Source organism: Microbacterium sp. Root280D1 (genome assembly GCF_001428975.1).
Classification (GTDB): domain Bacteria; phylum Actinomycetota; class Actinomycetes; order Actinomycetales; family Microbacteriaceae; genus Microbacterium.
This window is the reverse complement of record NZ_LMJK01000003.1, coordinates 46,576-70,051: the sequence shown is the minus strand read 5'-3', so window position 1 is coordinate 70,051 and position 23,476 is coordinate 46,576. Positions and strand designations below refer to the sequence as shown.

23 protein-coding genes are annotated in these 23,476 nt (G+C 68.6%); 12 read left to right on the top strand and 11 right to left on the bottom strand.

What is annotated here, in order from left to right; all coding sequences use genetic code 11:
- Positions 1-34: 34 nt before the first annotated feature.
- The 6 genes from ASE34_RS12755 to ASE34_RS12730 all read right to left on the bottom strand — a co-directional run bounded on the left by ASE34_RS12755 (position 35) and on the right by ASE34_RS12730 (position 3,940).
- Positions 35-364, bottom strand: coding sequence for a heavy-metal-associated domain-containing protein (locus ASE34_RS12755; protein WP_056279247.1), 330 nt, complete (start codon positions 362-364; stop codon positions 35-37).
- A gap of 31 nt (positions 365-395) precedes the next feature.
- The gene (locus tag ASE34_RS12750; protein WP_056279245.1) at positions 396-677 is read right to left on the bottom strand and encodes a metal-sensitive transcriptional regulator; all 282 of its coding nucleotides are present in this window, start codon (positions 675-677) and stop codon (positions 396-398) included.
- A gap of 273 nt (positions 678-950) precedes the next feature.
- Complete coding sequence (locus ASE34_RS12745; protein ID WP_056279243.1) at positions 951-1,523, bottom strand: GNAT family N-acetyltransferase; 573 nt, start codon at positions 1,521-1,523, stop codon at positions 951-953.
- Positions 1,524-1,698: 175 nt separating this feature from the next.
- On the bottom strand, positions 1,699-2,373 hold the full coding sequence (locus ASE34_RS12740; protein ID WP_162253855.1) for an acyl-CoA thioester hydrolase/BAAT C-terminal domain-containing protein: 675 nt from the start codon (positions 2,371-2,373) through the stop codon (positions 1,699-1,701).
- Positions 2,374-2,664: 291 nt separating this feature from the next.
- A complete protein-coding gene (locus ASE34_RS12735; protein ID WP_082586635.1) occupies positions 2,665-3,132 on the bottom strand; it encodes a GNAT family N-acetyltransferase in 468 nt (155 codons plus the stop codon).
- 238 nt (positions 3,133-3,370) lie between these two features.
- Positions 3,371-3,940 carry a TetR/AcrR family transcriptional regulator gene (locus tag ASE34_RS12730; protein WP_056279238.1) on the bottom strand — a complete coding sequence of 190 codons (570 nt, stop codon included), beginning with the start codon at positions 3,938-3,940 and terminating at the stop codon, positions 3,371-3,373.
- A 146-nt stretch (positions 3,941-4,086) separates the two neighbouring features.
- On the opposite strand from ASE34_RS12730, the gene ASE34_RS12725 reads away from it, so the two are divergent.
- From ASE34_RS12725 to ASE34_RS12690, 8 genes are all read left to right on the top strand, one after another.
- A complete protein-coding gene (locus ASE34_RS12725) occupies positions 4,087-5,745 on the top strand; it encodes a CocE/NonD family hydrolase (protein WP_056279236.1) in 1,659 nt (552 codons plus the stop codon).
- Positions 5,742-6,176, top strand: a complete 435-nt coding sequence (locus tag ASE34_RS12720) for a DUF3237 domain-containing protein (protein WP_056279234.1) — start codon at positions 5,742-5,744, stop codon at positions 6,174-6,176. Before ASE34_RS12725 ends, ASE34_RS12720 begins: the two co-directional genes overlap by 4 nt.
- Before the next feature lie 73 nt (positions 6,177-6,249).
- The gene (locus tag ASE34_RS12715; protein WP_056279232.1) at positions 6,250-7,899 is read left to right on the top strand and encodes an ABC transporter substrate-binding protein; all 1,650 of its coding nucleotides are present in this window, start codon (positions 6,250-6,252) and stop codon (positions 7,897-7,899) included.
- 30 nt (positions 7,900-7,929) lie between these two features.
- Positions 7,930-8,877, top strand: a complete 948-nt coding sequence (locus ASE34_RS12710) for an ABC transporter permease (RefSeq protein ID WP_056279229.1) — start codon at positions 7,930-7,932, stop codon at positions 8,875-8,877.
- Complete coding sequence (locus ASE34_RS12705; RefSeq protein ID WP_056279225.1) at positions 8,874-9,737, top strand: ABC transporter permease; 864 nt, start codon at positions 8,874-8,876, stop codon at positions 9,735-9,737. Before ASE34_RS12710 ends, ASE34_RS12705 begins: the two co-directional genes overlap by 4 nt.
- Positions 9,734-11,431, top strand: coding sequence for a nickel ABC transporter ATP-binding protein NikE (nikE, locus tag ASE34_RS12700; RefSeq protein ID WP_056279224.1), 1,698 nt, complete (start codon positions 9,734-9,736; stop codon positions 11,429-11,431). The genes ASE34_RS12705 and nikE overlap by 4 nt, the downstream gene beginning before the upstream one ends.
- Entirely contained in the window at positions 11,428-11,895 is a 468-nt protein-coding gene (locus ASE34_RS12695; protein WP_056279221.1) for a DUF3237 domain-containing protein, read from the top strand. Before nikE ends, ASE34_RS12695 begins: the two co-directional genes overlap by 4 nt.
- A gap of 4 nt (positions 11,896-11,899) precedes the next feature.
- On the top strand, positions 11,900-13,576 hold the full coding sequence (locus ASE34_RS12690; protein WP_230100898.1) for an amidohydrolase: 1,677 nt from the start codon (positions 11,900-11,902) through the stop codon (positions 13,574-13,576).
- A 42-nt stretch (positions 13,577-13,618) separates the two neighbouring features.
- Here ASE34_RS12690 and ASE34_RS12685 read toward each other — a convergent pair whose 3' ends face one another.
- From ASE34_RS12685 to ASE34_RS12665, 5 genes are read right to left on the bottom strand one after another with little or no spacing between them, the layout of a single operon-like run.
- Positions 13,619-15,202, bottom strand: a complete 1,584-nt coding sequence (locus ASE34_RS12685) for an ABC transporter ATP-binding protein (RefSeq protein WP_056279219.1) — start codon at positions 15,200-15,202, stop codon at positions 13,619-13,621.
- Positions 15,199-16,065 carry an ABC transporter permease gene (locus ASE34_RS12680; protein ID WP_056279216.1) on the bottom strand — a complete coding sequence of 289 codons (867 nt, stop codon included), beginning with the start codon at positions 16,063-16,065 and terminating at the stop codon, positions 15,199-15,201. The genes ASE34_RS12685 and ASE34_RS12680 overlap by 4 nt, the downstream gene beginning before the upstream one ends.
- On the bottom strand, positions 16,062-17,018 hold the full coding sequence (locus tag ASE34_RS12675) for an ABC transporter permease (RefSeq protein ID WP_082586693.1): 957 nt from the start codon (positions 17,016-17,018) through the stop codon (positions 16,062-16,064). The genes ASE34_RS12680 and ASE34_RS12675 overlap by 4 nt, the downstream gene beginning before the upstream one ends.
- Complete coding sequence (locus ASE34_RS12670) at positions 17,015-18,673, bottom strand: ABC transporter substrate-binding protein (RefSeq protein ID WP_056279213.1); 1,659 nt, start codon at positions 18,671-18,673, stop codon at positions 17,015-17,017. The genes ASE34_RS12675 and ASE34_RS12670 overlap by 4 nt, the downstream gene beginning before the upstream one ends.
- Positions 18,670-20,370 carry an amidohydrolase gene (locus tag ASE34_RS12665; protein WP_056279210.1) on the bottom strand — a complete coding sequence of 567 codons (1,701 nt, stop codon included), beginning with the start codon at positions 20,368-20,370 and terminating at the stop codon, positions 18,670-18,672. The genes ASE34_RS12670 and ASE34_RS12665 overlap by 4 nt, the downstream gene beginning before the upstream one ends.
- Positions 20,371-20,532: 162 nt before the next feature.
- On the opposite strand from ASE34_RS12665, the gene ASE34_RS12660 reads away from it, so the two are divergent.
- The 4 genes from ASE34_RS12660 to ASE34_RS12645 all read left to right on the top strand — a co-directional run bounded on the left by ASE34_RS12660 (position 20,533) and on the right by ASE34_RS12645 (position 23,474).
- Complete coding sequence (locus ASE34_RS12660; RefSeq protein ID WP_072591912.1) at positions 20,533-21,189, top strand: TetR/AcrR family transcriptional regulator; 657 nt, start codon at positions 20,533-20,535, stop codon at positions 21,187-21,189.
- Between the two features lie 94 nt (positions 21,190-21,283).
- The gene (locus tag ASE34_RS12655; RefSeq protein ID WP_056279208.1) at positions 21,284-22,552 is read left to right on the top strand and encodes a flavin-dependent oxidoreductase; all 1,269 of its coding nucleotides are present in this window, start codon (positions 21,284-21,286) and stop codon (positions 22,550-22,552) included.
- On the top strand, positions 22,549-23,004 hold the full coding sequence (locus ASE34_RS12650; RefSeq protein WP_056279205.1) for a MarR family winged helix-turn-helix transcriptional regulator: 456 nt from the start codon (positions 22,549-22,551) through the stop codon (positions 23,002-23,004). Before ASE34_RS12655 ends, ASE34_RS12650 begins: the two co-directional genes overlap by 4 nt.
- Complete coding sequence (locus ASE34_RS12645; RefSeq protein ID WP_056279203.1) at positions 23,001-23,474, top strand: DUF3237 domain-containing protein; 474 nt, start codon at positions 23,001-23,003, stop codon at positions 23,472-23,474. The genes ASE34_RS12650 and ASE34_RS12645 overlap by 4 nt, the downstream gene beginning before the upstream one ends.
- Positions 23,475-23,476 lie beyond the last annotated feature (2 nt).

The following is a 23,476-nucleotide window of genomic DNA, read 5'->3' as shown; positions in this document are numbered from 1 at the left end:
GCCCGGTTGAGCCCGGGTGCAGACGGTTAGCGACTCAGGCCTGGCTGGTCGCGAGGGTATACCCGGCCTCTTCGACCGCAGCCCTCACAGCAGCAGGATCGACCGGTGCTGCGCTGTGGATAGTCACGCGGGAGGTGCCGCCGGCGTTCAGGTCGACGTCGACGGACTCGACACCGTCCACAGCCGCCAGTTCCTTACTGACGCTCGATACGCAATGCGAGCACGTCATCCCCGCAACCAAAACCTCTTCGGAGGCCGAAGATGAGGCCGCAGCAGGTGCGGACGCCTCGGTGTTCGATGGGACGGCGCAGCACGCGCAGCCTGCGTTCGCGTCCTTTAGGCCGAGTTCAATGCGATCAGTCATCGTGTGCTCCTTCAATAGACAGATGTGGCGGTCATGAACGGACCAGACGGGCAATGGCCTCGTTAGCCTCGCGGACCTTCTCTGCCGCAACCTCGCCACCCTCGGCGCTGGCCTCGGCCACGCAATGACTTAGATGATCGCTCAGCAGCGACAACGCCACCGTTTCGAGCGCTCTCGTCGCTGCAGATACCTGCGTGAGGATGTCGATGCAGTACTTGTCTTCGTCGACCATCCGTGCGATTCCTCGCACCTGACCTTCGACGCGACTCAACCGCTTAGCGAGATCTGCCTTGCCGTCGGTGTACCCGTTCATGGTTAAAAGATACCCCCTGGGGGTATCAAACTCAAGGTCGGTTCGCGCATTCCCGCGTGACTCGGTCCTTCTAGCGGTGCGAGCCCGACGAGAACTTGATGCGCCTGCCAAAAACGATCGTTTACGGCGTCTGCGCGGAAGTTGGCTTGGAAAGCCAGTCGCAACCCTGGCCCAAAACCATGATTCGGCAGACAGTTCCGGCGGAGCCGATGCATGTAGGGCGGCGTCTGTATTGTCACCCTGCCGCGGTCATGAGCCCGCCAGCGAGCCCGTTCACTCCAACCTCTTGCGAGCTTGCGACGTCGGCGCAGTGAGAACATGCAACGCGATCGCATCGCCCGGCATCGGTACTCGCCCAATTGAATCGAACTGCCAATTCTTGTACATCGACTGCACTGTGGTCGCGCGTTCGTAGACGCCGATGAACGTCTGTGTTTCGGGACGGCCTCGCAGGAGTTCATGCATGCATGCCCGAGCCACGCCGCGCCCGCGCTCGGACTCTCGAACCGCCAGCTCGTGCACGACGAGCGCGTTCTGCGGTGTCGCAAGCGCGGCCGCTGCCTGCTCGCTGTCCTCTAATTGCGACAGGATGCGCTGCCAGGGGGCGTCGTCGCCTAGTCCATGAGCCAGCGCGAATCCGACCAGTTCTCCGTCTGCTCTCGCCGTCACTAAGCGGCCGTCGCCGGCGAGCATTGACGGACCCCAGTCTGTGATGGTTCGCAGTTCGTTGGGGTCCTCGAAGTAGGGCGCGACGGAGAAGCTCGCGACGAACAGATCCGCGATGTCGTGCCAATCGGCCGTCGATGTCGACTGCGCGAATGTAGTCAACGAGATGGGCCGTGTCATGAGGGAATTTTATGAGCCGTCACTCCCCGCGCTGACATCAGGGAGTGACGACCCTCTGTGCTGCCGCAAACGATCGTTTGCGGCGCGACTGGTAGATCTGCCTCAGAACGGCCTCCACTAACGGCGTCCGTATCCAGGATTTGGCAGGGGATTTCGGCGGGCTGCAGGCCGTCGCCTACAGCTCGGCTATGACCGCTTCCCGAATGGCAGTCCAGGCGAGCGTTCCCAGCTGTGTGTCCGCGGCCTCCGAGCCGCCACGGGCCATCGACACGCCTCCCGTCACAAGCGGTTCCCCGGGGAGTATGGTTCGATGCCCGGCATCGGCGGTTGTCACGACGATCGTGTCGAGGCCGTGGCAGGAGCGGCGCGAGCTGATGCGGTCGGCGCTGTCAACGCTCGGCCAAACCTGGTCATCACCGCCCGCAACCACGACCAGCTTTGAAATGCGCTCGACGGGGATCGTGGCTTCCGCCGCTCGGGCAGCGTTCGTACGGAGCGACTTCTCGTAGAGAGGCCTGAAGCGCGCAGGTGTCTCCGCGACGTAACCGTCCCAATCGAAGGGCGTGTAGGGCAAAGGTCGTCCCTCAAAAGTCCAGTGCGAGGTTTCGCGCTGGTCATCGTAGCCAGCCCAGACCACGTCAGACGGAGCGAAGGCGACCACCCCATCGACTTGACTCGACAGAGCGCCACAGAGGAGGGCTGCTTCGGAACCGAAAGATGTTCCCATCATCCACACCCGATCGCACTCGCGGCTGAGGTCCTCGATGCGGTGCAAGAACGTTTCGAGTGGCACCTCCCATGGGCCGCTGGGCTGCCCATGGCCGCCGAACCATCTCACAGATTCCGCCACGGCGCCCGCCTCAGCGAGAACTCGCGCTCGCGCTTCATCGATTCGACCGCTCGAACCAGCGATAACCAGAACTCCCACGCCAGTTGGTCGTGGTGGAATCCATCGAACGCCCTCTGGGGAACCGATTTCATTTCGACGCATACGGCCAGTTTGCCTCGAAAGTCGGATGCGCCGGAAACGATCGTTTGCGGCGTTGCCGCACAGGGTTGGCGGAACGGGATGCCGCAAAGGTTCTCCAGAACCCGCTTTCGGCAACGGGTTTCGGTGCGCCCGAGCTACCGCTGCTGGCTGTCAGAGCAGCTTTCGTTCGAAGACCACATTGAGTGGGGTGAATCCCTCCGATTCGAAGAACGCGTGAGCGCTCGAATTGAAAGACCACGAGTCGAGCCTCATGGCGTCAACGTTCTCTGCTCGTCCGATAGCCACAGCAGCGTCCATCAGCTCCTGACCGATGCGCCGACGCTGCAAGGCAGGGTCAACCGCGATGTGGTGCACGTACAGGCTCTTGGACGCATGCCGGAATGGATTCGCGGGTCGCGCGCTGATCTCCGCGAGCAGGTAGCCCGCGGCCGCACCGTCAAGCTCGGAAATGAGGAGGATCGCCCCGTTGGCCAGTTGCTCAGCAAGGAACGCACGCAGCACCTCGCGATCAGGCGCTCTGAATAGGTCGGGCCTTCCTTCCGCGTGCAGCCGCTGGATTCCCTCGCTGAGGGAACCCAACCGATCAACGTCTGCCTCTAATGCTCTCCGTACCGACATGACCGAAGCCTATTGACTGCGGCCGCCTTCGGTCGGTCACGCGCAGATCAGCACCGCCGAAAACGATAGTTTTCGGCAGCATGGGCCCGGGTGACCGTCTCGCGAGCGACACACCATCAGGCGAGCCGCCGGAACTCCCCGCCGAAACTGATCCACCGAAACGTCGGCATCAGCGTTTTCGGCAGGACAGCGGCATCGCACCGGCGGCAGACGCGCAACAGCCGCCCGCCGCCCGATCTCAGAGTGCCGCGACCAGCACCTCGACGGCGCGGCGCACCCGCGCTGTCCGCACCTCGTCGGGGTCGAAGTCACCCATGAACACGTTGCCGAGCGCGGCTGAGAGTGTTCCATCGGCGACCAGCTCGCAGGTCGCCGCACCGGCGTTCGGGTACTCCGCTGCCGCGAGCGCGGCCAGGGTGGTGCGCGTGCTGCCGTACGCCTCCGTGAGCACCTCGGCGATCGCGGGGTTCGTACGGGAGAGCTCGACGAAACCGAGCACGACGGCGTTCTCGGCATCCGATCGGGTGAAGTCCTCGCCGAACAGGTAGTCGAGCGCCTCGGTGAACGACGTCAGGGTGGACGGGAGGATCGTCAGCCCGCCCTTCTCATCGGAGAAGACGTGCCGCGCGGTCTCCGCGAGCAGCTGATCGCGGTTCCCGACGAAGTGCCGCACATGTCCGCGCGACATCCCTGCCGCCTCGGCGATGCGGTCGAGTGAGGTTCCGGCGATGCCGTGCTGGGCCACGGTCTGCAAGGTGGCTTCGATGATCTGGTCGCGTCGTTCTGCGGCCACGGTCGGACGTGCCATCGTTCCCCCTTTTCCCTGCATCAGCAGGATACATAGATGTTACAAGTTTTTAGTCTAGTCAGACTTGACTATTAACTTCGACGGACTTACGTTGTGATTCATCGAGCACCGCGGTCTTCCCGGCGCAGAGGTTTCGAAGGAGAGCAATGACCCGCTACATCCGCATCCCCGCGGCACCCGAGAGCGACCTGGCGCGTCCCGCCCGCATCCGGATGCGCGACGGCGTGCTGCTCGCGGCGGACATCTACCTCCCCTCGGACGGCGGCGACCGCGCCGGCGACACCATCCTCATCCGCCTGCCGTACGACAAGAGCGGCACCTACACCTACATCCCGTTGATCGCCGAGTACCTGATGGCCCGCGGCTACCGCGTGGTCGCCCAGGACGTGCGGGGCAAGTTCCGCTCCGAGGGCGAGGCGCTGCTCTTCGTCAACGAGGTGCGGGACGGCGAGGACACGCTCGACTGGATCGTGCAGCAGCCGTGGTCGAACGGCCGGGTCGCGATGTGGGGCGACAGCTACTACGGCTACACCCAGTGGGCGGCAGCGGCCAGTGGCCACCCCGCGCTCAAGGCGATCGCGCCTCGCGTCACCGGCACCCGCCTCGGCGAACCCGTGCATCGCGCACCCGGCGAGCGCGTCTCGGACGTCGAGTGGGCGATCACCTACCTCTATCCGGTGAGCCATTTCCATGGCAACGACACCTACCTGTGGGAGCCGGACTGGACTCGGCGCGACTTCGCCGCCCAGGTCGAAGACTTTCTCGCCGAGGCCGGAGAGCGCTCGATCTCTTATGACCAGTGGTACCCGCGGCCTGTTCACCTGCCGCGCTTCCCGCTCGGCTCGCCCTTCGCCGGCCGTTCGGTTCCGGCGCTGCACACGATCGGCTGGTGGGACAACTGCTCGCCCCTGTCGTGGGCCGATGTCGACGACATCGCGAAGAGTCCGGCGTGGGCCGCTCACCATCACCTCCGCATCGAGTCGATCGACCACGAGGGCTACGAGCTGCTCAGCGACCCGGCCGACCGCGTGGCCGAGCGCACCGACGACCAGGTGCGTGCGCTCCTCCCCCGCACTCTCGACCCCGCGCTCGAGTTCTTCGAGGTCTACCTGCGCGGCCACGGCGCCCCCTCCGACATCCCCGCAGTGCGCTGGAACCTCGCCGGTACGACAGAGGAGCGGACGGATGCGGCGTGGCCGCCCGCCGGCATCCGCACCGTCACGCTGCAGGCGACCGCAGAGGGAGGGCTGCGCACGGATGCCGCAGAGCAGCCGACCGAGCTGACGTGGACGCACGACCCCGACGACCTCGTGCCGTCGAGCGCCGAGGACGCCTTCTCCTTCCTCCTCGAGATGCCGGACGACGCACCGATCGGCGCCCGCGGCGACGTGCTCGTCTTCACGTCGTCTCCGGTCGCCGCCGATGTCGACCTCGCCGGCCCCGTGAGCGCCACCGCGACGGTCCGCTCCGACGGCCCCGTGCTCGACCTGTTCGTCCGACTGCTCGACGTCTCACCCGACGGCACAGCACTGCGCATCGCCCGCGGGCAGCGTCAGATCGCCGAAGCCACGACGCCCGCGACCATCGACATCGGCCTGGGGCAGATCGGATACCGGCTCCAGGCCGGCCACTGCCTCCGCGTTCACGTGTCGAGCAGCGACTATCCCGAGTTCATCCCCCAGACCGGCACCGGCGCCGACCCGTGGGCCTGGGGGCCGACCGCGACCAATCAGCAGCACCTCACCGTCGGGGGCCCCGACGGGCTCACGATCCACCTCCCCGTCCTGGATGGAGAACTGTCATGACCACGAACACCCCTCAGCCCGAGCCGATCCTCGAGTACGCCTTCGAGATCCGGGTCGACGTCGACACCGACATCCACCTGGGCCGTGGACCGCACGAGGTGCTCGCCTTCACCCCCATCACCGGGGGCACGATCGATGGCCCCCTGCTGCAGGGCACGGTTATCGCCGGTGGAGGCGACTGGTCTGTCGAGCGCGACGGCACGTTCCAGCTCGAGGCGCGCTACCTGCTGCGCGCAGCCGACGGTGCGGCGATCGACATCCTCAACCGCGGCTACTACCGCGAAGAGGCCGACGGCTCGTCGTACTTCCGCACCGCCCCGGTCTTCCAGACCGACGCACCCGAACACAGCTGGCTGAGCCGCAACCAGTTCATCGGCCTCGCCCGCGACGAGGACGAGCAGATCTGCATCCGCGTCTACGTCGTCAGATGACCCGCACCGCCCGCACCACCACCCCCGGCGGGGTCGACGACGCTCCCGCTGCACGCACCTGAGAGGACCCGACATGACCCGCACCACCCGACGCCGGTTCACCGTCGCCGCCGCCCTGGCGACCGCGACCGTTCTCGCCGCCACCGCCTGTGCACCGCGCGCCGGCACGACAGACTCGTCCACTGACGAGATCGACGCCTCGTCGCTGGTCACCGCGCTGCCCGCGGCGACCACGCCCGTCGACGAAGTGACGTGGGCGGTCGTCGAGGGCGAACCTCAGACGCTCGACCCGTCGTCCTCTGCCAACATCATCATCCCGAACCTGTGCGACAGCCTGCTCACGGTCGAACCCGACTTCACCCTCGAAGCGGGCATCGCCGAGACGGCCGAGTGGGTCGATCCCGTGACCTTCGAGATCACGGTGCGCGATGGCGTCACCTTCTGGGACGGAACTCCGGTGACCGCCGCGGACGTCGCCTACAGCCTGGAGCGCAACCGCACCCCCGCGTCGCAGTGGTACGCGGCCTTCGCATTGGTCTCGAGCATCGAGACGCCCGACGACGACACCGTCATCGTGCACTTCGCAGCCCCGGACACGACATTCCGCGATGCCCTCGGCGGCGGAGGCGGAGCCGTCATGAGCTCCGCCTTCGGCGCCACCGCGGGTCAGGACCTCGGAACCTCCGGCGGCGGCCTGATGTGCGCGGGCCCCTACCAGCTCGACGAGTGGAAGCCGGGCTCCGAGATCTCGGTCACCGCGAACCCCGACTACTGGAACGGCGCTCCGCTGACCGACCGCATCCGTTTCGTGTTCGTCACCGACGGCCCCACGCTCACCTCCGCCCTGACGGCTGGCGAGATCGACGGTGCATTCACCGTGCCTCCCGGATCGCGGCAGAGCTTCGAGGCCGACGGCGGCGCCGGCCGCCTGATCGCGGGACCCTCCACGGCCTCGTACAGCTTCGGCCCCGCGTCGGCCGACAGCGCGGCCGCCGACCCGCGAGTGCGGCAGGCGCTGAGCCTCGCCATCGATCGCGACGTCTACATCGACACCGTCCTGCAGGGGCTCGGCGAGGTGCAGAAGACGATCGTGCCCCCGTTCGTGTGGAGCGGCATGGAGGCGAAGGACATCTACCAGGATGCCTACGACGCCCTCCCCGCACCCGAGGTCGACCTGGATGCGGCCAAGAAGCTGATCGCCGAGTCCGGCATCGACACCTCGGTGCCCCTTGTGCTCGCGGTGCCTGCCGGCGCGAAGGAGTTCTCGCAGACGGCATCCATCGTGCAGAGCGCGGCCAAGGACATCGGCCTCACCATCTCGATCGACGAACGCCAGCCCGCCGACTTCGGGGCACTGTTCTACACGCCCGAGCTGCGCGAGGGCATCGACTTCGTCGCGACGACCGGATACCTCGAGGTGCCCGGCGTGCTCGGCTACCCGCAGCTGTTCATGCTGCCGGCCGAGATCGGCGGCATCTTCAACTGGTCGGGCTATGCGAACGACGAGGTGACGGCCGACCTCCAGGCGGCGCGCACAGCGACGGATGCCACCACAGCGGCCGACGCGTTCGTGAGCGCACAGGAGATCTTCGCCGCCGACCAGCTGCAGGTCACCCTCGCCGGCGCCTACCAGCTCACCTACCTGTCCGACGACCTCACCGGGATCACCACCTCGGTCGCGATCTACAGCTCCCCCTGGGCGCTGCACCTCGGCGGCGAGTGAGTCGTCCAGGACGACAGAACGGATCCCCTCATGATCAGGATGGTGCTCGGAAAGCTGGGCGGACTCGCGCTCACGCTCTTCCTCGCCAGCGTCATCATCTTCTCGGCGCTGCTGCTGACGCCCGGGGACCCGGTGTCGGCGCTGGCGGGCGGTGCTCGTCCGACCCCGGAGCTCATCGCGGCCATCCGCGCCGAGTACCGACTCGACGACCCGGTCTGGTTGCAGTACCTGCACTGGCTCGGCGGCGTCGTCACCGGCGACTTCGGCCGGTCGTTCGTCTACAAGACCGACGTCTCCGTGCTCGTGGGGGCCCGCTTCGAGGTGACCTTCCAACTGGTGCTGCTCACGACGGCCCTGATCGCGGTGTTCGGCCTCGGCTCCGGCATCCTCGCCGCGGTGAGCGGCCGCCGTACCGACATGATCGTCTCGGTCTCGACGTCGCTCGGCATGGCTCTGCCTACGTTCATCGTCGCGATCCTGTTGATCTGGATCTTCGCCACCTCGCTCGGCTGGTTCCCGACCTTCGGGGCGGGTGACGAAGGACTCGATCGGCTCTGGCACCTCGTTCTGCCTGCGGCGTCGCTCGCGCTGATGTTCATCGCGTACATCAGCCGGGTGACGCGCAGCGCTCTCGTGGCGCAGCTGCACTCCGAGCATGTCGAGACGGCCCGGGTCCGCGGCATCCCGTGGCCGCGGGTGTTCCGTCGTCACGTCTTCCATAACGCGGCGCCGCAGATCCTGGCGATCTCGGGCACGACGATCGCCGGGCTCTTCGCGGCCTCGGCAATCGCCGAGCAGGCCTTCGGCCTCGGCGGCATCGGCTCCCTCCTCACCGAGGCTGCGGCCCGCAAAGACCTCCCGGTCGTGCAGGTCGTCTCGCTGCTGCTCGTCACGCTGTTCGTGGTACTGAACGCGATCGCCGACCTGCTGGCGGCGGCGATCGATCCCGACAGCGCGGGAACCAGGAGGAACGCATGAGCGTCGGTCAGCTCGCCGCGGGGCGCATCCCCGTCGCCGCACGTCGTCTCGCCCGACGGGACCCGCTCGTGGTCGTGGCCGTCGTCGTGCTCGCGGTCATCGCCGTGATCGCCGTCGCCGGCCCCTGGCTCGCCCCCTACTCACCCGACCAGCTCTACGTCGGGCCCACGAACGGCGTGGTCTCCCTCGACCATCCGTTCGGCACCGATGACCTCGGCAGGGACATCCTGTCGCGGGTTCTCGCCGGCGCCTCGGCCAGTGTCGCGGCCCCGGTCATCGTCGTCGTGCTCTCCACCACGCTCGGCATGGCGCTGGCCGTCACCTCCGCCTGGTTCGGCGGATTCGTCCGCGGCACGATCGCGCGCATCATCGACGTGATCTTCGCCATCCCGGGCCTGGTGCTCGCCGTCCTCGCCGTGGCCATGTTCGGCAAGGGACTCGTCGCCCCGGTCGTCGCACTGTCGATCGCGTACATCCCGGTCGTCGCGCGCCTCACCCAGACGGCGGCCTCGCGCGAACTGGGTCGTCCCTACGTCGCAGCGCTGCGGGTGCAGGGGGTGTCGAGCGCGGCGATCTGCTTCCGTCATCTGATCCCCGCACTCATCCCGGTCGTCGCCGCCCAGGCGACGGTCGGCTTCGGCTACGCGATGCTCGACCTCGCCGCGATCTCGTTCCTGGGTCTCGGCCAGCAGCCTCCCGCCGCCGACTGGGGATCCATGATCGCCGGAGGGCAGGCCGCCATACTCGCCGGGGCTCCCGAGCAGTCGCTCTTCCCGGCGGCGCTGATCGTCGTCACCGTGCTCGCGGTCGGCATCATCGGCGCACGCACCACCACCTGGGCAGAGGAGAAGGAACGATGACGGCACCGGTGCTCGAACTGCACGGCCTGGCGATCGGCATGCAGACTCCCGAGGGGCCTCGCATGCTGGTTCACGACTGCACGCTCGACGTCGACCTCGGCGAGTCCGTCGGCCTCGTCGGCGAGTCCGGCTCGGGGAAGACGCTGAGCGTGCGGGCGATCGCCGGCCTCCTGCCCGAGTCCTTCACGACGGCGGGAAGCATCCGCGTCGAAGGCCAGGACCTCGCGTCCCTCGACGACCGCGGGCGACGCGAGCTGCGGGCGCTGCGCATCGGCATGGCGTTCCAGACGCCCCGCGCGCACCTCAACCCGCTGCGGACGATCGGCGACTTCCTCACCGAGGCGCTGGTCACCGTGGCAGGCTTCACCGTCGACGCCGCCGAGCGTCGTGCGATCGAGCTGCTCGACGAGGTCGGAGTCCCCTCTCCCGCCCGTCGACTGCGCCAGCGACCGGCCGAACTGTCGGGCGGCCTGCTGCAGCGGGTCATGATCGCATCCACTCTGGCGATGGATCCCCGTTTGCTGCTCGCCGACGAGATCACCACCGCCCTCGATGTGACCACACAGGAGGAGGTCATGGCGGTGATCGGCGACCTGCGTCGCCACCGCGACCTGTCGCTGCTGTTCATCACCCACGACCTCGCTCTCGCCGGTGCCGTCTGTGATCGGGTCGTGGTGATGAAAGAGGGGCGCACGATCGAGACGCTGCGGGCGGGGAGCATGAGAGAGGATGCCGCGCAGGACTACACGCGCATCCTCATGTCGGCCTCGCTCGACGCCGTGCCGCTGACCGCGGGGCCGTCGAGTTCCGCCGAGACCGAGCCGCTCCTGCGAGTGGACGGTCTCAGCAAGCGATTCCGCGTGCGAGCGGCCCGTGGGCGCGGGCACGAGGTGCTCACCGCCGTCGACGACGTCTCGTTCACCCTCGCTGCCGGAGGATCTCTAGGCATCGTCGGGGAATCCGGGTCGGGTAAATCCACCACGGCCCGCATCATCTGCGGCCTGGAGCGCACGGATGCCGGCACCGTGCACGTCGGCGGCTCCGATTGGAGCACACCCGCCGCCTCGGGCACCGAGCGCCGCATCCGCGCGAAGACCGCGCAGATGGTCTTCCAGGATCCGTATCAGTCGCTCGACCGACGCCAGACCGTGCGACAGTGCCTCACCGAAGCGATCCGCGTGCACCGCCGCGACGACGACCGCGCCGCGCTCTCCGCGCGAGTGGGCGCACTGATGGACTCCGTGCGCCTCGACCCCGCCCTGCTCGACGCGCGTCCGCGCTCGCTCTCCGGAGGCCAGCGGCAGCGTGTGGCGATCGCGCGGGCACTGGCCGCCGAGCCGCGCATCCTCGTGCTCGACGAGGCCGTGTCGGCGCTCGACGTCACCACCCGAGTCGAGATCCTGACGCTGCTCGAACGCATCCGCCTCGAGACCGGCGTCGCGCTGCTGATGATCACACACGACCTCACCGTCATCCGCCGACTGTGCGACGACGTGGTGGTGATGCGCGAGGGCCGCATCGAGGAGCGCGGCGCTACCGGCACCGTGCTCGACGACCCTCAGGCTGAGTACACCCGCCTGCTTCTCGACTCGATCCCGAGCGAGGGCTGGGCGCCGCAGCGGCGCATTCCGGTGCGCACTACTCCGATCCCGACGATCGGACTCGACCGACCGACCACGAGGAGACGGCGATGACCGACACCGAGCTGATGACCCCCGCATTCGAGTTCTGCTTCGAGCTGCAGGTCGATGTGACCCCGCCTCAGCGCATCGGTCGGGGTGAGGGCGGCCATCTGCACTTCACTCCGATCATCGGCGGCCGCGTCACCGGGCCTCGCGCTGAAGGGCGTGTCGTTCCGGGCGGAGGCGACTGGTGGGTCGACCATGGCGTCACCACCCAGCTCGATGCGCGGTATCTGATCGAGATCGACGGCCATCTCGTCGATGTCGTCAACCGCGGCTATTGGCGGGCGAACGAGGCGGCGATCGCGCAGTTCGAGTCGGGCGGACAGCCGTCCGAGCACGATCTCTACTACCGCACGGCGTTCGTGTTCCAGACGGATGCGGAGCCCCTGCGTTGGCTCGCCGAGTCGCAGTTCGTCGGCTACGCGCGACCGGGAGACGACCAGGTCGTCATCCGCGTCTTCCGAGTGGTGTGACGAGATGATCGACGAGCACGACCAGAGCGGCGCAGCCGCCACGACGAGAGGCACGACCATGACCCGCACCCTCACCGCCGACCTGTGCATCGTCGACGGCCACGTGTTCGACGGCCGGGTGGGCACCGCCGACACCGCCGTCGCCATCCGCGGCGAGCGCATCATCGCGATCGGCTCCGACGACGAGATCCGTGCCCTGGCTGGCCCGGACACCCGGGTGATCGAGGCGGCCGGCGGCGGCATCCTTCCGGGTTTCGTCGACGCGCACATCCATGCCGCGTTCGCTGGTGTCGAGCGGCTCAGCTGCGATCTCACCGGCGCGAGCACGGTCGACGAGACGCTGTCGCTGATCGCGGCAGCGGCCGAGGCGACGGATGCCGAGTGGATCACCGGCGGCGGCTGGAGCCACGAGCTGTTCCCGCACCCGACCAGGCAGCTGCTCGACGCGATCGTGCCCGACCGCCCTGTGGCGCTCAGCGACGCCGGGCACCACACCCTCTGGGTCAACTCGCGCGCGCTGCAGCTCGCCGGAGTCGACCGCGACACCCCGGCGCCGCCGAACGGTCACATCCACCATGACGACGAGGGCGAACCGACCGGATACCTCAACGAGACGGCGGCCGAGCTCGTCGGTCGAGCGATCCCGGCGTCGACCGATGCCGATATATCGGCTGGCCTGCTCAACGCGCAGGACTTCCTCTGGACGCTCGGCATCACCGGCTGGCACGAGGCCATCCTCGGCGAGTACAACGGCAAGGCCGACTGCACTGCCGCGTATCTCGCGACCATCGCCGACGGCACTCTCCGCAGCCGCACGTCCGGCGCGCTCTGGGTTCCCCCCGGCACCACCGCCGCGCAGGTGCCCGAGCTGGTCGAGCGCTTCGTCGCTGTGCGAACAGCGAACGCGGCCGCCGGATTCGACACATCGACCGCCAAGGCGATGGTCGACGGCGTTCCCCACGGCGAGACCGCGGCGCTGCTCGAGCCGTACTGCAGCCACGCCGGCAGCGGGGAACTGCACATCGACGCCGAGGCACTGGAGGCACTCGTCGTCTCGCTCGACGCCGCGGGGTTCGCGATGCACCTGCACATCATGGGCGACCGCGGCGTGCGTGTCGCCCTGGCCGCGGTCGAGGCTGCCCGACGCGCCAACGGCACCGGTCAGCGCCATCACTTCGCGCACCTGTCGATGGTCCACCCCGACGATGCCCGCCGCTTCGGCCCTCTCGGCATCACCGCGAACATCCAGGGCCTCTGGGCATCCGTCGACCCGGCCGTCGTGCCGATGATCGGCGACGCGCGGATGCGCGCGGGCTACCCGTTCCGGGCGATCGCCGACAGCGGTGCCGCGATCGCCATGGGGTCGGACTGGCCCGTATCGCCGGCCGACCCGTGGCTCGCGATCCACGTCGCCGTCAACCGCACTCTCCCCGGCCCCGACGGGCAGCCGCGCGAACCCCTCGACGCCACCCAGCGTCTCACCCTCACCGAGGCGCTCGCCGCGTACACCAGCGGATCCGCCGAGCTCGTGCTGGGCGGAGGGGGGATGCTGCGCATCGGCGGCCGTGCCGACATCGCGGTGTCGACCGTCGATCCGTTCGCCATCCCGGCCGAGGCGCTGATCAGCGTGGGCACCGCCGTCACGATCGTGGGCGGAGCCGTCGTGCACACGCGCGAGTGAACCGACGCGGCGACGCACCGTCCCGTGCGTCGCCGCCTCGGTTCACGTGATCGGCACGGGCACCGAGTCGATCAGCAACCGGGTGTATTCGTGCTGGGGATCGCTCAGCAGACGCTCTGTCGCGCCCGCCTCCACGATCTCCCCGCGACGCATCACGATCGTCTCGGCGCAGACTCTTCGCACGACCGCCAGGTCATGACTGATGAAGAGCAGGGTCAGCCCCTGCTCCCGGCGGATCCGGGCGACGAGATCGAGCACCTGAGCCTGCACGGACACGTCGAGTGCGCTCGTCGCCTCATCCATCACCAGCAGCTCGGGTTCGACGGCGAGCGCCCTGGCGATCGCCACACGCTGACGTTGGCCGCCTGACAGCGTGCGCGGGCGGGCGGTGAGATGCTCTTCTCCCAGCCCCACGGCGGTGATCAGTTCGCGCACGCGCTCGGCCGCGTCGTTCCCCGTGCGGCCGCCGTGGAGTCTCAGCACATCCTCTATCGCTCGCCCCACGGGAATTCGCGGATCGAGCGAGAGGTACGGGTCTTGGAAGACCATCTGCACGCTCTTGGCACGCTCGAGCCGCTCGGCGCGCGATCGCGGGATGCCCGCCATGGATCGGCCGCCGATCGTGATCGCTCCGGCATCCGGCTCCTCGAGTCCGACGATCATCCGCGCCAGAGTCGACTTGCCCGACCCGGATTCGCCCACGACGGCGAGCGCACCGCCGCGGGGAACGACCAGACCCGCGTCGATCACGGCGGAGACCGGCTCCGCACCGCGCCGCCGATACGTCTTGCCCACCCCCGTCACGACGAGTTGCGCCTCGGCACCCGACACGGCCGTCGGCGGTGAGATCTCCCCCGAGATGCGGGGGGTCGCCGCGACCAGACGCCGGGTGTACTCGGCGGTCGGCGCCACCAGCACGTCCCGCGCCACCCCCTCCTCGACGATCGCGCCGTCCTTCATGACGACGAGCCGATCGCAGAGCGACCCCGCGAGGTTGAGGTCGTGGGTGATGAACAGCATCCCCATCCCGCTCTGCTCGCAGAGATCCCGCAGCACCTGGATGATCTCCGCCTGTGTCGTGACGTCGAGAGCGGTGGTCGGCTCATCGCAGACGAGCAGGCCGGGAGATGTGCTCAGGGCCCCGGCGATCATGACCCGCTGCAGCATGCCGCCCGACAGCTCGTGCGGATGCTGCGACAGATGTTCCGCCGGAGCGGGAAGCCTGACGGCGGAGAGGAGCTCGACGGCGCGGGTGCGAGCGGCCTCCTTCGCCCACCCCTCGCAGAGCCGCAGCCCTTCGGTGATGTGATCGCCGATCGTCCGCATCGGGTTGATGCCGGCGCGCGGATCCTGGAAGACCATCGCGGCCTCGTGCCGACGGATCTCCTGTCGCTCCGCCGCGCCCGCGAGCGGGGACCGTCCGTTCACAGCGACGGCTCCGCCGACGGTCGCACGATCGGGAAGAAGACCCAGCACCGCACGGGCCGTGAGCGACTTGCCCGAGCCGGACTCGCCGACGAGGCCGACGGTCTCGCCGGAGGCGATCCGCAGCGAGATGCCGTGCAGCAGTCTGGTGCCGTTCGGAAGATCGAGCGTCAGGTCGCGGATGTCGAGCAGAGCGTTCATGAGGGGTTCCCTCCGCCGATTCGGTCGGACAGTTCTTCGCCGATGATGTTCACGCACACGACGACGAGCACGACGGCTATGGCCGGGGCGATCGCCGGCAGGAACTGCCCTGCGGCGACTCCCGACTGCGCCTCGTTGATCATCGCGCCCCAGTCGGCGGTCGGCGCCTGCACGCCGAGCCCCAGGAACGACAGGCCGGCGAGCTCGGCGAGCACGTATCCGAAGTTGAGGGTCGACTGCGCGCCCACGATCGGCGTGACGTTCGGCAGCACTCGCCGCGAGGCGATCCAGCCTCCGCCGAATCCCTGCACCCGATAGGCCGAGACATACGGCCTCGAGCGCTCGGCCATGACCAGCGACCTCGTGAGCCGTGCCACGAACGGCGCGTACGCGATGCTCATGGCGATGACCGGGGCGACCAGCCCCTTGCCGAACAGCGCGACCGCCATGATCGCGATCAGCAGAGACGGGAAGGCGAACAGCACGTCGAACATCCGGCTGAGTGCGGCATCGATCCACCCTCCGCGCCACCCGGCCCACAGCCCCAGCAGGATGCCGAGGACGGTGGAGAACAGCACGACGAGCAGCGGGCCGATGAGCGCCGTGCGACCGCCGTAGATGAGGCGGCTCAGCAGGTCACGTCCGAGGGAGTCGGTGCCGAGCCAGTGGGCCGCGGACGGCGGCGCGAGGAACGACGTGAAGTCCACCGCATCCGGGTCGTAGGGTGCCACGAAGGGGGCGAAGATCGCCGCCAGCACGACCGCGCCGAGAACGACGACGCTGGCCAGGTAGAGGAATCGCGGGCGGCGCCCGCGAGGTGCGCGCAGCACCCGCATCGCGAGCGTCGGAGTCGAGGAGGTCATCGGGCACCAGCTCCTGCAGCGGATCGGGGGTCGATCCAGGGTTCGAGGACGTCGACGATCGCGTTCATGACGACGAACGCGCAGACGACGAAGAGGACGATGGCCTGCACCACGGGGAAGTCGAGCCGATCGACGGACTGCACGAGAAGCGACCCGATCCCCGACAGCCCGAACGCCGCCTCGACGATCGAGCTGGCGACGATGAGCCCCGCCACGAGCACGCCGCTCACGGTCAGGATCGGACCGAGGGCGTTGCGCAGCACGTGCCGCCGCACGACGATCGATCGACGCACGCCCCGACTCGTCGACACCTCGACGTGCTCACGGCTCAGCTGATCGACCATGGCCGACCTGGTGACCTTGCCGACCAGCACGATGAAGACGAGCGCCAGGGCGATCGACGGCAGGGTCAGGTGATAGACCATGTCGATGAAGCCCTGGCCCGACCCGAAGGAGGGGAACCAGCCGAGCTGCACGGAGAACACCGCGATGAGGACGATCGCCCCGACGAACGACGGGATCGCGCCGAGCACCGTGAGTCCGATCAGGACGAAGCGATCCAGCGCCCTCCCGCGGTTCAGCGCCGCGACAGCACCGAGCACGACGCCGGCGACCAGCACGATCGTCCCCGCCATCGTGACGAGCATGAGGGTCACGGGAAGCCGGTCGCCTATCACCTCGGTGACGTCCTGCCGGTACTGCAGCGAGCGCCCGAGATCGCCGTGGAGCAGACCGAGAACCCATCGCAGGTACTGCTCCCACGGCGGCAGGTCCAGTCCGTACTGGGCGGTCACCTGCGCCACCGCCTCTGCACTGGGCTTGCGCCCGCGCAACAGGAAGCTCACCGGGTCGCCGGGCACGAGGAAGCGCGAGAAGAAGACGAGCAGCGATGCCAGGAACAGGGTCAGCAGCAGCCCACCGAGCTTCCCGGCGACCCGGCGCGCGGCTGTCATCGGGCGCCGATCGTGGCCGCCCACGGGTAGTACATGAAGGCGATCGACGGCTGGACTCCGGTGATCCTCTCGCCCAGATAGAGCGATATCGGCGCCTGATACAGCGGGAGCCACGGCAGCTCCGCATTCGCGATCCGCTGGGCCTCGGCTGTGAGCTCGCTGCGCGCGGCCGGATCGTCGATCGTGACGGCCTCCTGCAGGATCGCGTCGAACTCCGGGTCGGACCACCCGCCGTAGTTGCTGAAGTCGCCTGTCCGAAGCACGGAGTACATCTCCAACGCATCCGGGCTCGAGAGATACCAGCTCGTGTAGAAGAGGTCGACGCCTTCGCGGGCGGTGGGGTCGGAGAACAGCGCGGTGTAGGCGTTCGGGGTGACGGTCTCGACGTTCACCGTCAGCCCGATCGACCGGGCAGCGGCGACGGTCGCCTGCGAGATGACGGCGAAGTCGTTGCTGATCGGCGCGGTGACGTAGGTCAGCTCGGCTCCTTCGGCGCCGGCTTCGGCGATGAGGCTCTTCGCCTGCTCGAGGTCCTGCTCGTAGGAGGTGACGTCGTCGAACGCAGCGGTGCGCGCGGCATCAGAGGCGTCCTGCCAGACCGACGGGGTGGTCATCACGTCGGTCGTCTCGCCGACGCCTCGGTACGCAGCCTGAAGGATGTCGTCACGGTCCATCGCGAGCAGCAGGGCCTTGCGCACGCGCACGTCGCCGAGGGGACCGTCGAGATCGCTGACCACGATGTTGCCCACCGCGGTGCTCATCCCGAAGAGCACGTCTCCCTTGCCCGCCGATCGGAGCGTGGAGACGGCCTCCATGGGAACCATCCACGATCCGTCGACGCTTCCGGACTTGAGTGCGTTGATGCGCGCGGTGGGGTCGGTCATGAAGACGAACTCGACCTCGCCGGACCGCGCCCGGAGTCCCTCATCCCAGTAGTCGTCGTAGCGGGTCATCGTGATCGACTCACCGGACTCCCACGAGGTCAGCTCGAAGGGACCGGTGCAGTTCACACCGCCCGTCGAGTTGCCGTAGTCGGCGCCCTTCTCGGCCAGGGTCGCGGCCGACTCGATCACGCCGGCGGACCCGCCCATGCCGAGATTGAACTGCGAGTCGGGCCCGGTCATCGTCACCGTCACCTCGCGCTCGCCGGTCTGCTCGATCGACTTCACGTTCTGGTAGACGGAGTACCAGAACGATCCGACGGCCGGGTCGAGGTGTCTGCTCATCGACGCGACCGCATCGGCCGCTGTGAGCGCAGTGCCGTCGTGGAAGGTGACGCCCTCTCGGATCGTGTACACCCAGGTGTCGGGCGTCGGATGCGCGAACGATTCCGCGAGGCCGGGGCTGAGGGAGTAGTCCGGGTTCAGCCGCAGCAGAGACTCGCAGGTGTTGGCGAGGATCGAGTTGTCGGCGTAGTCGAAGGCGTAGGCGTAGTCGAGCGAGTAGGGCTCGGCATAGGTCGCGAACGTGAACGAGTCGATGTCGCCGCTGGGCGCGGCCGTCGTCTCGGTCAGCTCCCAGTCGATCGGCTCGTCCGACCCGGAGCCGGTCGTGTCGGCCGGGCCGCAGCCGGCGAGCGCCGCGACGGCAAGGACGCCGACGAGCGCGGTCGCGCCTCCTCGGGCGAGGGAACGGGAGCGGAGCGTGCGGTTCATCGGGACTCCTTGCGGTCGGTGCCGGGCGAGGTGGAGGCGAGAGCGTCTGCCGTGTGGACGCGGCGCCCGTCTATCCAGGTGGACGTGACGCGCGCCCGGTGCAGTTCCGCCACCGGCAGTCGGAAGGGATTCGGTTCGATCACGACGAGATTGGCGAGGTATCCCTCGCGGATGCTGCCGGTATCGTCATCGCGTCGGTTCACGTACGCGGACCCCGAGGTGTACGCGGCGAATGCCGTCTCGAGGTCGAGTCGCTGATGCGCTCCCCCGAGCGGCGGCCGCTCGGACCCCGGATACGAGCGGTTCACGGCGACATGGATGGCCGCGATCGGATCTGCCGTGGAGACCGGCCAATCGCTGCCCGCCGCCAGTCGCGCACCCTGTCGCACGAGATCGCCGAACGGATACTGGCGGTCCACCTGTCCGTCCTGCAGGAACGGCAGCGTCAGGTCGTCGAGCTGGTCTTCGTGGGTCGCCCAGAGCGCCTGGATGTTGGCGATCGCGCCGAGCGGCGCGAAGCGGGTGGTGTCGTCCTCCGAGACGACCTGGAGGTGCGCGAGGTGGTGGCGTCCGTCGGTGTCGCCGTTGGCGTCACGGGCGACCTGCAGAGCATCGAGGGCCTCGCGCACGGCGCGGTCGCCGAGCGCGTGCATGTGCACCTGCTGACCGGAGGCGTCGAGGGCCGTCACGTATTCGCGCAGCCGGTCCGGGTCGATGAAGCTCAGCCCGTGATTGCACGTGTCGTGTCCGGACTCGTCCCGATAGGGGGTGAGCATCGCCGCGGTCTGGTTCTCTGCGACGCCGTCGACCATGATCTTCGTGGTTCCGAGGTCGATCCGACGATCGGGATGAGCGGCGGCGGCGCGCTCGCGGCGTTCGGTCATGCGGGCGACCTGGTCGACTCCGCCGTCTCGCAGCCACCATTGCGCCCCCACGACGTGCACGAGCAATCGCCCCTCGGCTGCGGCCCGCTCATACGCGGCGAGCGGATCCGAGATCCCGCCGGAGTCCGCACCGACCATGGCGTCCTGCCACCCGGTGATCCCGAGGGCGATGAGCTCTTCCTGTGCACGCAGAAGTCCCTGGTAGGCGAGATCGGCAGAGGTCGCGGGGCGCACCGCGGCGAAGAGGTCGCCGGCGCCCTCGTGGAACGTACCGGCGGGAGAGCCGTCGATATCGCGGACGATCCGGCCGTCCGCCGGGTCCTCCGTCTCGGCCGTGATCCCCGCCCGCTCGATGGCCGCCGTGCTCGCCCACGTGCTGTGGTGATCCCGGCTCTGCAGCAGCACGGGCCGACCGCCTGTCGCGTCGTCGAGCAGTTCACGCCGCGGGTTGCCCCCGGCGAAGTGGTCCATGCTCCAGCCTCCGCCGAGGATCCATTCCTCCTCCGGGTGCGCCTGTGAGTACGCGCGGATGATCGCGACGGTGTCGTCCGCATCGGCCGCGTCCGAGAGATTGCACTGCAGAAGCTCGATTCCGCCGCCCACCGGGTGGATGTGCGCGTCCTGGAAGCCGGGGCTGAGCAGCGCCCCGCCGAGGTCGATGCGGCACGAGTCGGGGAAGGTGTCGAGGTCCGCCTCGGATTCCGGGACGACCGCCGCGATGCGACCGTCGCGTACGACGACGGCATGATCCGCGAGCGGAGAACCGCTGCCGGTGAACACGAGACCTCCGTGGAAGACGAACTCGCTCGCCATAGTGGACCTTCCCTCATCGTCGATGCTGCTGGAACGCGACAAACGTATCCTCGGTCATCTATGGTGTCAACAGTGTTGTCAGAGGCGATGCGATTCCGTTGCCATCGGCTCGGGATCGCCGCATCGCATGGCACGATGGAGCAGAGAAGACCGGAGAGACGAATGGCGAACAAGGCATCCGCGCGCGTGCGGCTCGACAGGGCGACGATCATCGACGCCGGCATGGAGCTCGCCGAGACCGGAGCGGCATCCATCTCGGTGCGAGAGCTCGGTGCCCATCTCGGCGCCGACCCGACCGCCATCTACCGTCACTTCGCGAGCAAGGACGCCCTGATGGGCGCACTCCTCGACGAGCTCAACGGCCAGGCCGCAGCAAGCGTCGACCTTCCGGTCGACGACTGGGCGGGCCGCCTGCGCATGCTGAGCGAAGCGACCCTCGCCTCCTTCACCCGCTACCCGGCCATCGGCGCGGAGGCGACGAGCCTGACCACGCACGGCGCGGGCGAGCTCGCGGCGATCGAGCTGATGCTCGATGCCTTCCACCGCGCCGGGCTGCGAGGGCAGGAGCTGGTGCGGCACTACGCACTGCTCGCCTCGCACGTGCTTTCTGGCGCCGCGGGGATCGCTCGAGCGAGAGCGGACCGCAGCCACGACGGCGAGGACAGCCCCTGGATCGACTCGCCGCTGCTCGCCGATCCGCGACAGTTCCCCCTGATCGCCGAGAACAGCGCGCTGCTGTCGGATCTGCAGGACCGGGAGCTCTTCCTGCTGGGCGTCGACGTGATCATCGAGGCCGCACGCACGGCCGCCGCTCGCTGAGGAGCTAGGTCGATCCGCCTCTTGCGTCAGATATGGTTTTGTGACAAAACTATATCTGACGGCGGCTCGGATGAGCCGCGAACAGGAGCGATCAATGAAGATCATCATCATCGGGGCGGGGATCGGCGGACTCGCCACAGCGGTCAGCCTGCACGAGGCCGGGTTGCGCGACGTCGCCGTGTTCGAGCGGAGCACGGCGATCCGTGGGCTCGGCGTGGGCATCAACCTGCTGCCGCACGCACTGCGCGAGCTCACCGAACTCGGCATCGCCGACACCATCGCCGAGCTGGGGGTCGAACCGCAGACGCTGGCCTACTACAACCGCTTCGGGCAGCCGATCTGGAGCGAACCGCGCGGGCGCGAGGCCGGATACCGCTGGCCGCAGCTGTCGGTGCACCGCGGTCGTCTGCAACTCGCTCTGCGTGACCTCGCTGCAGCGCGACTCGCAGAGCCCATCCGCCTCGATCACCGCCTCATCGACGTCACCACGAACGATGACGGCACCGAGACCGCGCGCTTCGCCACCGCCGACGGCACGGTCGAGGAGACCGCCGACGTGATCATCGGCGCCGACGGCATCCACTCGGCACTGCGTGCTCTGCGCTACCCGAGTGAAGGAGCCCCGCCCTGGAGCGGCCTCACGCTGTGGCGCGGGGTCACGCGGATTCCGGCGTTCCTCGACGGCCGCACCATGATCATGGCGGGCGACGGCGAGCAGAAGTTCGTCGCGTATCCGCTCGCACCCGCAGACGCCGACGCCGACGCCGACGGACGGATGCTGGTGAACTTCATCGCCGAACGTCGCGTCGGCGGCACGGGAGACGCCGACTGGAACCGCCAGGTCGAGCCCGGACCGATCGCCGAGCTCTTCCGCGACTGGCGCTTCGACTGGCTCGATGTGCCGGCCGCGATAGCCGCCGCCGACGAGATCCTCGAGTACCCCATGGTCGACCGAGACGCACTGCCGCAGTGGACGTTCGGTCGCACCACGCTGCTGGGTGATGCCGCGCACGCGATGTACCCGAACGGATCGAACGGCGGATCCCAGGCGATCCTCGATGCGCGCACGCTGGCCTTCCACCTCGCGACAGCCCCGAGCATCGACGAGGGTCTCGCCGCATACGAGCAGGACCGCCGCCCCGCGATGACCGCTCTGCTCGCCGGCACTCGCGCCACGGGGCCGGAGCGCGTGATGCAGCTCGCTCGCGAGCGCGCGCCGCAGGGCTTCGCCGACATCGACGACGTGATCCCCTCTGACGAGCGCGAGCGGATCGCCGCCGACTACAAGAAGGCGGCCGGTTTCCTTCCCGAGATCCTCAACGAGCGCCCCTCGCTCACCCCGGCGTCGGCGGTGAGTCGATGAGCGGTTTCGATGCGGCTCGACTCGCCGGCGTCATCTCCCCCCTGCGGCGCGCGCTCCTCGCCGCGACGCGGGCGGAGGCTGGGCTTCCCGAGCTGTCGGATGCCCAGATCGACGTGATCCGGGCCCTGCCACGCGGCACCTCGAAGGGTCCGGCGGAGATCGCCGCGCGGCTGCGTCTCAGCCGATCGACCGTGAGCAATCTCCTCGGGGCGATGGAGGGCGAGGGCCTCATCGAACGACGCCCGGCGCCCTCCGACGGCCGTCGGGTCATGGTGCAGGCATCGGCGAAGGCGCTCGACCTGTTCGACCGGTTCGACGCCGCGAACTCCGCTCTCGTCGTACAGGCGACGAGTCGGCTCGACGATGAGGAGCGAACCGCGCTCGCGGCCGCGGTTCCCGTGCTGGAGAGACTCTGCGACCTGCTCGCCCCCGACCATGAGGAGACCCGATGACCTCGCACGATGAACTCCCCCGACCCGACCTCGAGTTCGCCTTCGACGTCACCGTCGACCTCGGCCCGCTCGAAGATCACCACGCCACGAGCGTCGGTCATCGCCGTGTCGTGCCGATCCTCGGCGGGCGCATCACGGGCGCCGTCGAGGCCGAGATCCTGGCCGGCGGAGCGGACTGGCAGATCGTGCGACCCGACGGGACGATCGAGATCGACGGCCGCTACTCGGCACGGACCGACGGAGGCGACCTGCTGCTGCTGCACGCGAAGGGACTCCGCACAGGGACTCCCGACGTGCTCGAGCAGCTGCGACGCGGTGAGGACGTCGACCCGGGCGCGTACTACTTCCGCACGACCGTGCAGATCGAGACGGCCGCGCCGGCACTGGCCCACCTGCAGCGAACCCTGTTCCTCTCGGCCGCTCAGAGGCAGGCGGATGCCGTGCGATACCGCGCCTACCGGGTGAGCTGAGC

Coding starts and splice junctions, on each gene's coding strand:
- ASE34_RS12755 (WP_056279247.1), bottom strand. CDS start 364: ATGACTGATCGCATTGAACTCGGCCTAAAGGACGCGAACGCAGGCTGC.
- ASE34_RS12750 (WP_056279245.1), bottom strand. CDS start 677: ATGAACGGGTACACCGACGGCAAGGCAGATCTCGCTAAGCGGTTGAGT.
- ASE34_RS12745 (WP_056279243.1), bottom strand. CDS start 1,523: ATGACACGGCCCATCTCGTTGACTACATTCGCGCAGTCGACATCGACG.
- ASE34_RS12735 (WP_082586635.1), bottom strand. CDS start 3,132: ATGTCGGTACGGAGAGCATTAGAGGCAGACGTTGATCGGTTGGGTTCC.
- ASE34_RS12730 (WP_056279238.1), bottom strand. CDS start 3,940: ATGGCACGTCCGACCGTGGCCGCAGAACGACGCGACCAGATCATCGAA.
- ASE34_RS12725 (WP_056279236.1), top strand. CDS start 4,087: ATGACCCGCTACATCCGCATCCCCGCGGCACCCGAGAGCGACCTGGCG.
- ASE34_RS12720 (WP_056279234.1), top strand. CDS start 5,742: ATGACCACGAACACCCCTCAGCCCGAGCCGATCCTCGAGTACGCCTTC.
- ASE34_RS12715 (WP_056279232.1), top strand. CDS start 6,250: ATGACCCGCACCACCCGACGCCGGTTCACCGTCGCCGCCGCCCTGGCG.
- ASE34_RS12710 (WP_056279229.1), top strand. CDS start 7,930: ATGATCAGGATGGTGCTCGGAAAGCTGGGCGGACTCGCGCTCACGCTC.
- ASE34_RS12705 (WP_056279225.1), top strand. CDS start 8,874: ATGAGCGTCGGTCAGCTCGCCGCGGGGCGCATCCCCGTCGCCGCACGT.
- nikE (WP_056279224.1), top strand. CDS start 9,734: ATGACGGCACCGGTGCTCGAACTGCACGGCCTGGCGATCGGCATGCAG.
- ASE34_RS12695 (WP_056279221.1), top strand. CDS start 11,428: ATGACCGACACCGAGCTGATGACCCCCGCATTCGAGTTCTGCTTCGAG.
- ASE34_RS12690 (WP_230100898.1), top strand. CDS start 11,900: ATGATCGACGAGCACGACCAGAGCGGCGCAGCCGCCACGACGAGAGGC.
- ASE34_RS12685 (WP_056279219.1), bottom strand. CDS start 15,202: ATGAACGCTCTGCTCGACATCCGCGACCTGACGCTCGATCTTCCGAAC.
- ASE34_RS12680 (WP_056279216.1), bottom strand. CDS start 16,065: ATGACCTCCTCGACTCCGACGCTCGCGATGCGGGTGCTGCGCGCACCT.
- ASE34_RS12675 (WP_082586693.1), bottom strand. CDS start 17,018: ATGACAGCCGCGCGCCGGGTCGCCGGGAAGCTCGGTGGGCTGCTGCTG.
- ASE34_RS12670 (WP_056279213.1), bottom strand. CDS start 18,673: ATGAACCGCACGCTCCGCTCCCGTTCCCTCGCCCGAGGAGGCGCGACC.
- ASE34_RS12665 (WP_056279210.1), bottom strand. CDS start 20,370: ATGGCGAGCGAGTTCGTCTTCCACGGAGGTCTCGTGTTCACCGGCAGC.
- ASE34_RS12660 (WP_072591912.1), top strand. CDS start 20,533: ATGGCGAACAAGGCATCCGCGCGCGTGCGGCTCGACAGGGCGACGATC.
- ASE34_RS12655 (WP_056279208.1), top strand. CDS start 21,284: ATGAAGATCATCATCATCGGGGCGGGGATCGGCGGACTCGCCACAGCG.
- ASE34_RS12650 (WP_056279205.1), top strand. CDS start 22,549: ATGAGCGGTTTCGATGCGGCTCGACTCGCCGGCGTCATCTCCCCCCTG.
- ASE34_RS12645 (WP_056279203.1), top strand. CDS start 23,001: ATGACCTCGCACGATGAACTCCCCCGACCCGACCTCGAGTTCGCCTTC.